Annotated in this window: 9 protein-coding genes; 4 read left to right on the top strand and 5 right to left on the bottom strand. The window is 60.9% G+C overall.

The window, feature by feature from the left end:
• Positions 1–23: 23 nt before the first annotated feature.
• The 5 genes from CAF77_RS04725 to CAF77_RS04705 all read right to left on the bottom strand — a co-directional run bounded on the left by CAF77_RS04725 (position 24) and on the right by CAF77_RS04705 (position 4,974).
• Positions 24–851 (bottom strand): EamA family transporter, encoded by an 828-nt coding sequence (locus CAF77_RS04725; protein ID WP_064381687.1) that lies wholly within the window; start codon positions 849–851, stop codon positions 24–26.
• 75 nt (positions 852–926) lie between these two features.
• On the bottom strand, positions 927–1,832 hold the full coding sequence (gene gcvA, locus CAF77_RS04720; protein WP_064381689.1) for a transcriptional regulator GcvA: 906 nt from the start codon (positions 1,830–1,832) through the stop codon (positions 927–929).
• 41 nt (positions 1,833–1,873) lie between these two features.
• The gene (locus CAF77_RS04715; protein ID WP_064381690.1) at positions 1,874–3,865 is read right to left on the bottom strand and encodes an FUSC family protein; all 1,992 of its coding nucleotides are present in this window, start codon (positions 3,863–3,865) and stop codon (positions 1,874–1,876) included.
• Positions 3,865–4,773, bottom strand: a complete 909-nt coding sequence (locus CAF77_RS04710) for an HlyD family secretion protein (protein WP_064381692.1) — start codon at positions 4,771–4,773, stop codon at positions 3,865–3,867. The genes CAF77_RS04715 and CAF77_RS04710 overlap by 1 nt, the downstream gene beginning before the upstream one ends.
• A 12-nt stretch (positions 4,774–4,785) precedes the next feature.
• Positions 4,786–4,974: a DUF1656 domain-containing protein gene (locus CAF77_RS04705; protein ID WP_064381693.1), complete on the bottom strand. Its 189-nt coding sequence runs from the start codon at positions 4,972–4,974 to the stop codon at positions 4,786–4,788.
• Between the two features lie 140 nt (positions 4,975–5,114).
• Between CAF77_RS04705 and CAF77_RS04700 the strand changes: the two genes are divergently transcribed.
• The 4 genes from CAF77_RS04700 to CAF77_RS04685 all read left to right on the top strand — a co-directional run bounded on the left by CAF77_RS04700 (position 5,115) and on the right by CAF77_RS04685 (position 12,075).
• Positions 5,115–5,930: a helix-turn-helix domain-containing protein gene (locus CAF77_RS04700; RefSeq protein ID WP_064381695.1), complete on the top strand. Its 816-nt coding sequence runs from the start codon at positions 5,115–5,117 to the stop codon at positions 5,928–5,930.
• A gap of 266 nt (positions 5,931–6,196) precedes the next feature.
• The gene (gene mexE / locus CAF77_RS04695; protein ID WP_011334072.1) at positions 6,197–7,450 is read left to right on the top strand and encodes a multidrug efflux RND transporter periplasmic adaptor subunit MexE; all 1,254 of its coding nucleotides are present in this window, start codon (positions 6,197–6,199) and stop codon (positions 7,448–7,450) included.
• A gap of 15 nt (positions 7,451–7,465) precedes the next feature.
• Positions 7,466–10,657, top strand: coding sequence for an efflux RND transporter permease subunit (locus tag CAF77_RS04690; protein ID WP_064381697.1), 3,192 nt, complete (start codon positions 7,466–7,468; stop codon positions 10,655–10,657).
• Positions 10,654–12,075 carry an efflux transporter outer membrane subunit gene (locus tag CAF77_RS04685; protein ID WP_064381699.1) on the top strand — a complete coding sequence of 474 codons (1,422 nt, stop codon included), beginning with the start codon at positions 10,654–10,656 and terminating at the stop codon, positions 12,073–12,075. Before CAF77_RS04690 ends, CAF77_RS04685 begins: the two co-directional genes overlap by 4 nt.
• Positions 12,076–12,116 lie beyond the last annotated feature (41 nt).

Raw genomic sequence — 12,116 nt, 5'->3', positions numbered from 1 at the left:
ACTCCTGAGCAGATGAAGCCGAGTCAGCCGATGATGATCGCGCCGCTGGCGATCACCACACAGGCCAGCATCCGGCGGACGGTAAGTGTTTCACCGAGGAACAGGTAGCCAAGCAGCGCCGCAAACAGCACGCTGGTTTCACGCAGGGCTGACACCGCGCCCAGCGGGGCTTCGTTCATCGCGTAAATAACGATTGCATAGGCAATCAAAGAGACCAGCCCGCCCATCGCTGCAGCGGGCATTCCGGGCCGGATCGAAAACAGGCTGCGGGCATCGCGCAGACCGATGTACACCGCCGGCATCAGTACGCCCCACAGAGCGCTCATCCACACCGTGTAGGCAAGCGGCGCACCGGAAAGCCGGGCGCCAATGCCGTCGACCACGCTGTAAGCCGCGATAAAACCACCGGTGCCCAGCGCATAAGGCAGGCTGGGCACCGACAGGCTGCGCCCCCGGAAGGCCAGCGAGATGATTCCGCCTGACACCAGCGCAATGCCGAGCAACTGGCCGGGGGTTATGGTTTCGCCGGCAAACAGCGCAGCGCCGAGCGTGATCAATGCAGGCGATGAGCCGCGCGAAATCGGATAAATCTGTCCCAGATCGCCGACCCGGTAACTGCGCACCAGAAACAGGTTGTAACCAACGTGCAGCAATGCCGACAGCAGCGCATACCCCCAGCTTTGAGGCGCAGGCGCCGCCATGAATATCGCGGCAACTGCACAGACCATCGCGATGGCAACGCACATCACCGTCATCGACCAAAGCCGATCGGCACCGCCGCGCAGCAATGCATTCCAGCCGGCGTGCAGCAGCGCGGCGAACAGGACAAGGAGGACGAGATGATTAGGCATTGGCCATTCTAGACAGCCTGAGCGGCCGGATTACAGAGAAGACTCCTCATTGCACCATGAGTGATTCTTCATGCCCTAAACCTGTCCGCCTTGCACTTTAAGCGCCTCACCGAGCAACCATTCGCGAAAACTCTCAATGTGCGGCTGCGTCTCAACGCCCTTGGGGCAAACGAAGTAATAAGCGAGCGGTGACTGAAACGGCACATCGAACAGCCGCACCAGACGGCCGTCGTCGATTTCCTTCTCGACGTGCCCGCTGCGCACCAGAGCAATGCCATGGCCGAGTAAAGCCGCCTCCACCGTCATATTGGTATCGCCAAACCTGACGCTTTCCCGCAGCGGGGAAAACGCCAGCCCGACGGACTGGAACCACGCTTCCCATTTCGGCGCCAGTTCGGCGCCGTCACGAGCCAGCAGCGGCAACTGCAGCAAATCGGCGGGACTGCCCGGCATTCCGACGCGTTGCAGCAGTTCGGGACTGGCCACCGGAAAAACCTGCTCACCGAACAAAAACTGCGAATAAAGACCGGGGTAGTTGCCCTTGCCCAAGCGGATCGCGACATCGGCTTCGCTGCTGGCGAAATGGATGACCTTGTCCGTGGTGTCCAGCGACACCAACAGTTCCGGGTGCTGGCGGGCCAGGCTCGGCAAGCGTGGCAGCAACCATTTCAACGCAAAGGAATACGTCGTACTGACGCTGAGCCGGACCCTGCCCTTTTGCTCACGCAGATCAGCCAGCGTCGCCTCAAGGCTCATGAAAAACTCGCGCACAATCGGCGCCAGGGTAGCGCCCGCAGGCGTAAGGCGTAACGACTTGCCCCTTTCAAACAGCTGCAAGCCCCATAGATCTTCCAGGTGTCGCAGCTGGTGGCTGACCGCGCTCTGGGTCACATGCAGTTCCTGCGCGGCGGCGGTGAACGTCGGGTGTCGGGTCGACACCTCGAAAGCACGCAAGGTCGCGGTCGGGGGTAGATCTCTCATAAGTAATGGGTCCGGGATCGGCAAAAATCGAAGTATGAATATCAAGTCATGTTAGAGCGAAAGTTCAGTGGTTGCCTCTTGCGCGTAACGGGACTCGCGATGATTGCGTATTGCTCCAGCAGCCGGGCGAGGTTTGAGTAAGCAATCGCCAGATGATCCGCCCCGAGCCGGCTCATCGCTTTTGCTGTGCGCCGTGCCTGTGCCGCGCTGATCGCCGGGACATCTGCATCGCGAGCCATCCGCCGAATGCCGGTACGAGCACATTGGGCGACGGCAGAGTCAGCGCCCAATTCGCAGGTTTTGTGATGCAGTTGGTTCAATTGCCTGCTCAATTGCAGTGACAGCCAGCCTGCTCGGTCATCGAGCGTGCTCTCGGTGCCAAGCAGATTTTTCAGTGTGACGATTCGATGCTGTTGTTGCGCTTGCCACTGCGGGTGATTGACAGCGCCTGCACGGCGCAGCAGTGACCGAACGCCCCGGTGGATCGAACGCTTCAGTGCTCGAACATCCCGGGCTCTGTCTCTCGGCATTATCTGGAAGGCCAACAGGCAGATGGCCATGGCCACGAACCAGGCGAGCGACTGATTCGCGAAATCAGCGAAATCATAGATTGCGGTTCCGCCCGTACTCACCAAGGTGTTAAAGCCGATCAGGTATGCAACCCCTTGCAACGCGTTGCGAGGCAGGCTCGTTGCGTGAATCCCGAACGACCAGAATGCCGCCAGCGACAGCAGCAACAGAGGGAAATCGTTGATCTGCGGCAGCAGCAGAAACTTGCACAGCGCAGCTGCGATCACGGCATAGAACGTACCCCGGATAAAACCGGCCATGCCTTGTTCAGGCGCGGGAGCGGTCGCCAGCAGCGTGCAGCAGGGTCCAACGACCGCCAACAAAGTGGGGCCCTGATCCCAGCCGCTGAGGTACCAGACTGCGCCGGTGGCCAACAGGGCGAGCAATGCTCTGCAGCCGTTGCGCGCGGCATCGGCGTAGTTGCGGTGGAAACTCACGGCCCTTACCGGTTCTCGGCGACGGTGATCGAGGCTGGAAAAGTGCTGCAAGGCTGCGCTCAGGTCGGCCAGTTGTTCGCCGAACGAACGTGGGCCTGGGGTTGCCCGCTTACAAGCGTCCACCCGAATACGCAGTTGGTCCACGATCAGGGCACAGGCGCGATAGTCTCCATCGGCATCGATCATCCGCTGGCTCAGCGCGTGCAACCCCGAGCTTGTTTGGGCGAGTAATGTCGCGTCGTTTTCCAAGCAGTGCCGGTCGTAGTGCATGTCGAGCACCACGGCTTGCAGGTGCGCCAGCCCTGCCTGAATGGCCGGTTGCCGCGCGCGAAGCAGCACAGACTCACCACGTCCGAGCCCTAACAGATCGTCCACTTTGCCGATATCAATGGCGAGCTGATGAGCCTGTGCAATCCGCTCGACACCCTGTTCGCCCGAGAGGCGCATCGCGAGTAGCCTTGCGCTGCGGGCACAGACCTCGGCGAGCGTGCGCCTGATGGTGTTTTCCATGGTTCTCGGACTGAACAGCGTGACCACCAGGCTCAGGCACAGCACGCCGAGTGCCACTGCTGTGCCGCGAGTCATGATGTGCTCGAAAGCCTTTTGCGGCGCGACAATGGCCGGCCCCAGCGCCAGGCAGACGGTATAACCGGCCACCACGGCGGCAGTGGCCTGGTAATGACGCAACACGGTCATCGTCGCCACACAGAAGCCCAGCCAAAGACCGATGCCCAGCAAGAACAGCAGCATCTGTTGCGCAAACAGCCCGGTCAGGACGCAGGCCGCGAGCAAACCTGCCAGCGTTCCCAGCATCCGATAGAAGCCCTTGCCACGAACCGCGCCTTGTACCGGTTGCACCAACAGCAACACGGTGGAAGCGCCCGAGAACGGCGAGTCCAGATGCAGCTCAAAGCCGAGCCACAGCGCCAATCCTGCCGCCAGGACGCCGCGTAATACGTAGGCGAAAGTGGCAGACATCCAGGGCCGAGGGATGGCCGCGAACAGCCGTATTGTCAGACGGGTCATCACATGAACGCCTGCAACCAATGGATCAGGCGCCAGCGCGGCAGCCCGTCGGGCTGCGTGACTTCGACGCTGGCGGTCATGCCCGCTGCCAGCTCCACGCCTTCCGGTACCTTGTCCAGTTCGATGCGCACCGGCACCCGTTGTGCCAGGCGAATCCAGCTGAAGGTCGGGCTCACCTCGGGCAAACCGCTGTCGTTGCGCACTTCATTGGTGTCCGCAATTCCTCGGCCCATGCTTGCGACATGACCTTCGAGCACCGGCGCGAAGCTCATCAGTTTGATCGACACCGGCGCACCGATACGCACTCCCGGCAGCTTGGTCTCTTCGAAGTAACCGGTGATCCAGAAACTGTGGCCGTCGACCACGAACAGGTTGGTATGCCCAGCCTCTGCGTAATCACCCGGATGCAGCCGCAGTTGCGTGACGTAGCCATCGACCGGCGAGCGGATCGTCGTGCGTTCAAGGTCGAGTTGTGCCTGCTCAAGATGACTGCGTGCCGCATCCAGCCGCGCTTGCGCCACCGCCAGGTCACGTGCGGCGTTGTCGACCTCTTCCCGGGCGATGGCCCCGGCCAGTTGTGCACGACGCTGGTATTGAGCGTTGCGCTGGTCGAACACGCTGCGTGACTCAGCCAACTCCGCCCTGCGCTGCTGCAGGGCCAATCGATAAGAGCGCACATCGATTCGATACAGCAGATCGCCCTTGGCCACCCGTTGGTTATCGCTGACCACCAACTGATCGATTTGCCCGGACACCTCCGGTGCAATCCGCACAACCTGCGCACTCACGCGCCCGTCCCGCGTCCACGGCGCCAGGACGTAAGCGCGCCAGAGTTGCAGGCAGAACATCAGGGCCAATGTACCCAACACGAGAGTGACGACAGGCTTGAGCATTTTGACTGCAGACATGGCGAACCTCGCTCAGTAATGGACGACCAGCGTCGACAGGACGATGAGCGAGACGAAGAAACGTGCCAGCGCGGGGTGCCACACTTTGTCCAGCCAATGACGGGTCAGACGTTCGATCAGGGTGTAGGCCAGGAACGCCACACCGAGGTAGATGAACAAAGGAGGAAAGTAGAGGTTGGCAATGGCGATTTCGTTAAGCATGGCGGGCATCCGGTTTGCAGATTTTCAGCGTTCGCCCGGAGTGGTCGGACGTGTCGAAAATGCTAGGGAATCACCGCACTTGCCGATATTGAGCAGACTGCCAAAATATAATCAAATCCAGACAACCTGCGACGTCTTCCATGGCCGAAACCCATCCCTTGCCTGTCGATCAGTTCGAGTACGACAACCTCGCGCAGCCTGCCGTCGCGCTGATGCTCGCCCCCCAGCGCAACGACAGTGAGTCCGCCGAACACACGCACCGCAAAGGACAATTGGTCGTGGCTTACCGCGGCGGCATTGTCTGCACGGGCGAAAATGGTGTGTGGATGGTCCCTTCAGGTTTCGGTGTCTGGATTCCCGGCGGTATTTCCCACAGCAACCGCGTAACGGCCAACGGTCAGGTGTGTTTTCTGTTCGTCGAACCCGACGCCGCCTCATTGCCCGATCACTGCTGCACATTGGCGCTGTCGCCGCTGATTCTGCAGTTGATCCTGCACCTGAGCGATCAGGCGCAGGATTACCGCGCTGACTCGCGCACCTCGCGGCTGGCCGGTGTGCTGCTTGAAGAGCTTGAACAAGCGCCGACCGAGCAGCTCTACCTGCCGCTGCCCGCTTCCAAACCATTGCGCAGGATCGCCCGAGCCTTGGCCCAAAACCCTGCCAACCGCGCCACCATGGCCGATTGGGCACAACAGGTGGCGATGAGCGAACGTTCGCTGGCCCGGCTGATAAAAGCCGAAACCGGACTCACTTTTGGCCAGTGGCGCAAGCAATGGCAGATCATCGTCGCGCTGCAAAGCCTGGCCGAGGGGCTATCCGTGCAAAGAACGGCGGAAGCGCTGGGCTACGAATCGGTCAGTTCCTTCATCAGCATGTTTCGCAAGACTCTGGGCAGCTCCCCCGCACGCTATCTGCGCAGCACCCCTATATCAGCGTTGGCTGATCGTTCAGCGTGAAGGATGCCGGGACCTGGCAACCTCGGCCGGGTATTTAATCGCCGCATAATCCTCACCGCGCAATTTCGCCTGCGACAGTTGCCGATCACGCAACACAGAATTGTCATCGAATCAATTGATAGCCTCCTAACGAAAGGTGCATGCTAGAGGGCTTTCCTCGGGCTTATATCATTCCGAATGATAGTTACCTTCGTGTCATTCGATTCGTTTGCCATCTACCCGCCGAGCATCATCCGCCCATCTTCAATACATTGGCGGATGCATCCATGGAACAATCACTCAAACATTTGCGCTTCCCGTTGGCTCTGTTGGCCGTGCTGGTGATGAGCGCGTGCGGCAAGACTCCGGAAACCGCCGCCACCATGCCCGCTGCCAAGGTCAGCGTGGCCAAGGTGCTGGAACAACCGGTCAACGAGTGGGACGAATTCACCGGGCGCCTCGAGGCGCCGGAAACCGTTGAAATCCGTCCGCGGGTCTCCGGCCAGATCGACGAAGTCGCCTTCACCGAAGGTGCGCTGGTCAAGAAAGGCGACCTGCTGTTCCAGATCGACCCGCGTCCGTTCCAGGCTGAGGTCCGCCGCCTCGAAGCTCTGGTTGCCCAGGCCCGCGCCAACGCCACCCGCAGTGAAAACGAAGCCGGCCGAGGCGAACGCCTGCGTGCCAGCAACGCCATCTCCGCTGAACTGGCCGACTCGCGCACCAGCGCTGCACAGGAAGCTCGCGCCGCTGTCGGCGCCCTGCAAGCGCAACTGGATCTGGCCAAACTCAACCTGAGCTTCACCCGCGTCACTGCGCCAATCAGTGGCCGCGTCAGCCGTGCCGAGATCACCGCGGGCAACCTGGTGACTGCCGACACCACCCCGCTGACCAGCGTGGTGTCCACCGACAAGGTTTACGCCTACTTCGACGCCGATGAGCGTGTGTTCCTCAAATACACTCAACTCGCCCGTCAAGGTCAGCGCGGCGCGACCACCCCGGTGTACATGGGCCTGTCCAATGAAGACGGCAACCCGCACCTGGGCCAGATGAACTTTATCGACAACCAGGTCAACCCGAAGACCGGCACCATCCGTGGTCGCGCGGTGTTCGACAACAGCGACGGCAGCTACACCCCGGGTCTGTACGCACGCCTGAAACTGGTCGGCAGCGGCACCTACAACGCCATGCTGATCAACGACGAAGCAGTCGGTACCGACCTCGGCAAGAAGTTCGTGCTGGTGATGGATGGCGACAACAAGACCGCTTACCGCGCCGTTGAGCTCGGTCCGAAGATCGAAGGGCTGCGTATCGTGCGCAGCGGCCTGAACAAGGACGACACGATCGTCGTCAAGGGTCTGCAACGGGTTCGCCCTGGCTCCCCGGTTTCGCCTGAAGTGATCCCCATGGCCAGCGAGCAAACCATTGCCGCTCTCGCTCAACAACGACAAGCGCTGGAAGCCAGCAACCTGCCCAAAGTCGCACCTGCCAAAGGCGCGCCGGGTTCGGTTGTGAAACTGGCTGCTGCGACCCCACGCGGTTAAGGGACGACAACTCCGATGAATTTTTCCCAATTCTTCATTTCACGGCCGATCTTCGCAGCGGTGCTTTCGCTGTTGATCCTGATCGCCGGTGCGATTTCGCTGTTCCAGTTGCCGATCAGTGAATACCCGGAAGTCGTGCCACCGACCGTGGTGGTGCGCGCCAACTTCCCGGGTGCCAACCCGAAAGTCATCGGTGAAACCGTGGCGGCTCCTCTGGAGCAGGCCATCACCGGCGTCGAGAACATGCTGTACATGTCCTCGCAATCCACCGCTGACGGCAAGATCACCCTCACCATCACCTTCGCTCTGGGCACCGACCTGGACAACGCGCAGGTGCAGGTGCAGAACCGCGTGACCCGGACCGAGCCGAAGCTTCCCGAGGAAGTGACGCGCATCGGTATCACCGTCGACAAGGCTTCGCCCGACCTGACCATGGTTGTGCACTTGACCTCGCCGGACAAACGCTACGACATGCTGTACCTGTCCAACTACGCGATTCTCAACATCAAGGATGAGCTTGCTCGCCTCGGTGGTGTGGGTGACGTGCAGCTGTTCGGTATGGGCGACTACTCGCTGCGGGTATGGCTCGACCCTAACAAGACCGCTTCGCGCAATCTGACGGCAACCGATGTGGTGACCGCGATTCGCGAGCAGAACCGTCAGGTAGCCGCCGGCCAATTGGGCGCGCCCCCTGCGCCGAATGCCCAGAGCTTCCAGCTGTCGGTCAACACTCAGGGCCGTCTGGTCTCCGAGGAAGAGTTCGAGAACATCATCATTCGCGCAGGTGACAACGGTGAAATCACTCGCCTGAAGGACATCGCCCGCGTTGAACTGGGTTCCAGCCAATACGCCTTGCGTTCGCTGCTGAACAACCAGCCGGCCGTAGCGATCCCGATCTTCCAGCGTCCGGGCTCCAACGCCATCGAAATCTCGAACGAAGTTCGCGGCAAGATGGAAGAACTCAAGAAAAGCTTCCCGCAAGGCATGGACTACAGCATCGTCTATGACCCGACGATCTTCGTGCGCGGCTCCATCGAAGCGGTGGTTCACACCCTCTTCGAAGCACTGATCCTCGTGGTACTGGTGGTGATCCTGTTCCTGCAGACCTGGCGCGCCTCGATCATTCCGTTGGTCGCGGTGCCGGTATCGTTGATCGGTACATTTGCGGTGATGCACCTGTTCGGCTTCTCGCTCAACGCCCTGTCGCTGTTCGGCCTGGTATTGGCGATCGGTATCGTGGTGGACGACGCCATCGTGGTGGTGGAGAACGTCGAGCGGAACATTGAACTGGGGCTCAACCCTTTCGATGCGACCAAAAAAGCCATGGGCGAAGTAACCGGCCCGATCATTGCCACGGCACTGGTGCTGTGTGCGGTGTTCGTACCCGCCGCGTTCATCTCGGGCCTCACCGGTCAGTTCTACAAACAGTTTGCATTGACCATTGCCATCTCCACCGTGATCTCGGCCTTCAACTCGCTGACCCTGTCGCCAGCGCTGGCCGCTGTGTTGCTCAAAGGTCACGACGCACCGAAAGACCGCTTCTCGCGAGTGCTGGACAAGATCTTCGGTGGCTGGCTGTTCCGTCCGTTCAACCGTTTCTTCGACCGTGCCAGTCATGGCTACGTCGGCACCGTGCGCCGGGTCATCCGTGGCAGCGGCATCGCCCTCTTCCTGTACGCAGGCCTGATGGTGCTGACCTTCTTCGGTTTCTCCAGCACCCCGACCGGTTTCGTACCCGGCCAGGACAAGCAATACCTGGTGGCCTTCGCGCAACTGCCGGACGCCGCGAGCCTGGACCGCACTGAAGACGTGATCAAGCGCATGTCCGACCTGGCCCTGAAACAGCCAGGCGTGGAAAGTGCCGTAGCGTTCCCGGGCCTGTCGATCAACGGCTTCACCAACAGCCCGAACGCCGGCATCGTGTTCGTGACCCTGAAACCGTTCGACGAGCGTAAAGACCCGAGCATGTCCGCCGGTGCGATTGCCGGTGCCCTGAACGGCCAGTACGCCGGGATTCAGGAAGCCTATATGGCGATCTTCCCGCCGCCGCCGGTACAGGGGCTGGGCACCATCGGTGGTTTCCGCCTGCAAATCGAAGACCGGGGCAACCTGGGCTACGAAGAGCTGTACAAGGAAACCATGAACATTATTGCCAAGAGCCATAACGTTCCGGAACTGGCCAACCTGTTCACCAGCTACACCGTGAACGTGCCGCAGGTCGATGCCGCCATCGACCGGGAAAAAGCCAAGACCCACGGCGTGGCCGTCAGCGACATCTTCGACACCCTGCAGATCTACCTGGGTTCGCTGTATGCCAACGACTTCAACCGCTTCGGTCGTACCTATCAGGTCAACGTTCAGGCAGAGCAGCAGTTCCGCCTCGAATCCGACCAGATCGGTCAGTTGAAAGTACGCAACAACAAAGGCGAAATGATCCCGCTGGCGACCTTCATCAAGGTCAGCGACACCTCGGGTCCGGATCGCGTGATGCACTACAACGGCTTCATCACCGCTGAAATCAACGGTGCGGCAGCCCCGGGCTACAGCTCCGGCCAGGCCGAAAAAGCCATCGAGAAACTGCTCAAGGATGAACTTCCGAACGGCATGACCTACGAGTGGACCGACCTGACCTACCAGCAGATTCTGTCCGGCAACACTGCGCTGTTCGTGTTCCCGCTCTGCGTACTGCTGGCGTTCCTGGTGCTCGCGGCTCAATACGAAAGCTGGAGCCTGCCACTGGCAGTGATCCTGATCGTACCGATGACCCTGCTGTCGGCCATCACCGGTGTGATCATCTCTGGCGGCGACAACAACATCTTCACTCAGATCGGTCTGATCGTACTGGTGGGACTTGCCTGTAAGAACGCGATTCTGATCGTCGAGTTTGCCAAGGACAAACAGCAAGAAGGCCTGGATCCGCTGGCAGCTGTACTGGAAGCCTGCCGCCTGCGTCTGCGGCCGATCCTGATGACCTCGTTCGCGTTCATCATGGGTGTTGTGCCACTGGTGTTCTCCAGCGGTGCCGGTGCCGAGATGCGTCATGCCATGGGTGTGGCAGTGTTCTCCGGGATGCTCGGTGTGACCTTCTTCGGTCTGCTGTTGACCCCTGTGTTCTATGTGCTGATCCGCAACTTCGTGGAGCGCAGCGAAGCTCGCAAAGCGGCCAAGGCGCAAAATCTTCAAAAGCCACTGGAGGCGCACCCATGAGTCTGAAAGTCTTCCTGCCGAGCCTGCTGGTGCTGGCCCTCAGTGCCTGCGCCGTCGGCCCTGACTACAAGACCCCGACGACGGAGGCGGCGAACATCACGTCCGCCACCGACGGCGCCGCCGGCCAGAAGAACTTCGATCGTTCGAAATTCGAAGGCATCTGGTGGCAGCAGTTCGACGATCCGACCCTCAACCAGTTGGTGACTCAATCGCTGCAAGGCAACCGTGAACTGCGCGTGGCATTCGCCCGCTGGAAAGCCGCCCGGGCGATCCGCGACGATGTCAGCAACGATGCGATGCCGACCATCACCAGCCGCGCCAGCAGCGATCTGGCCAAAGGTCAGGTCCCTGGCCAGACCACTAAACGAGTCAACAGCGAACGCTATGACCTGGGACTGGACATGGCCTGGGAGCTGGACCTGTTCGGCCGCATCCAGCGCAATCTGGAAGCCAGCGACGCCGACCAGCAAGCGGCTGAAGCCGATCTGTATCAGTTGCAAGTCACCATGATTGCCGAACTGGTGGACGCTTACGGTCAACTGCGCGGCGCTCAATTGCGGGAAAAGATCGCCCTGGCCAACCTGAACAACCAGCAGGAGTCACGCAAGATCACCATCAGCCTGCGTGACGCCGGCGTGGGCGATCAGCTCGATGTTGAACGAGCCGATGCCCGTCTGGCGTCGGTCGAAGCCAGCGTGCCACAGTTGCAGGCGGAACAGGCCCGGCAGAAAAACCGCATCGCCACCCTGCTGGGTGAACGTCCGGACAAACTGACCGTCGACCTGAGCCCGAAAGATCTGCCGTCGATTGCCAAGGCTCTGCCGATCGGTGATCCGGGCGAACTGCTGCAACGTCGTCCGGACATCCTCAGCGCCGAACGCAAACTGGCTTCGGCCACGGCGCGTATCGGTGTGGCCAAGGCCGATCTGTTCCCACGAGTCAGCCTCAGCGGTTTCCTCGGCTGGACGGCTGGCCGTGGTTCGCAGATCGGTTCCTCGGCGGCCAACGCCTGGGCGCTAGGCCCGAGCATCACGTGGGCAGCGTTTGATCTGGGCAGCGTGCGGGCCCGTCTGCGCGGCGCCGATGCCGATGCCGAAGGCGCACTGGCGACCTACGAGCAGCAAGTATTGCTGGCCTTGGAAGAGTCGGAAAACGCCTTCAGCGATTACGGCAAGCGTCAGCAGCGTCTGATTTCGCTGATCCGTCAGAGCGAATCGAGCCGCAAGGCTGCCGACCTCGCCGAGATTCGCTACCGCGAAGGCACCACCGATTTTCTGGTGCTGCTCGACGCCCAGCGTGAACGCCTGAACGCCGAAGACAGCCAGGCCCAGGCCGAAGTGGATCTGTACCGCGGCATCGTCGCGATCTACAAGGCTCTTGGTGGTGGCTGGCAGCCAGAGACGGTCGCCAGCAAGTAACAGTTTTTTAAAGAGCTCCTTTGGTTGGCCGCAACCAACCA

Origin of the sequence: Pseudomonas sp. R15(2017) (assembly GCF_002112685.1) — a bacterium.
Taxonomy (GTDB): domain Bacteria; phylum Pseudomonadota; class Gammaproteobacteria; order Pseudomonadales; family Pseudomonadaceae; genus Aquipseudomonas; species Aquipseudomonas glycinae.
Note: the sequence above shows the minus strand (reverse complement) of the source record. Positions and strands in the feature narration are given on the sequence as shown.